We start from the raw sequence: 255 nt of genomic DNA on the forward strand, positions 1-255 counted from the left end.
ACCCACACTTTCGAGCCTCAATGTCAGTTGCAGCTTAGCAGGCTGCCTTCGCAATCGGAGTTCTTCGTGATATCTAAGCATTTCACCGCTACACCACGAATTCCGCCTGCCTCAACTGCACTCAAGATATCCAGTATCAACTGCAATTTTACGGTTGAGCCGCAAACTTTCACAACTGACTTAAACATCCATCTACGCTCCCTTTAAACCCAATAAATCCGGATAACGCTCGGATCCTCCGTATTACCGCGGCTG

At 48.2% G+C, this 255-nt stretch carries 1 rRNA gene; it reads right to left on the minus strand.

From position 1 onward, the window contains the following. Positions 1-255 (minus strand): 16S ribosomal RNA (locus tag KGF48_RS20085); the annotation flags it as partial.

The sequence above is a fragment of the Clostridioides sp. ZZV15-6388 genome (assembly GCF_020657755.1).
In the GTDB taxonomy this organism is placed as follows: Bacteria; Bacillota; Clostridia; order Peptostreptococcales; family Peptostreptococcaceae; genus Clostridioides.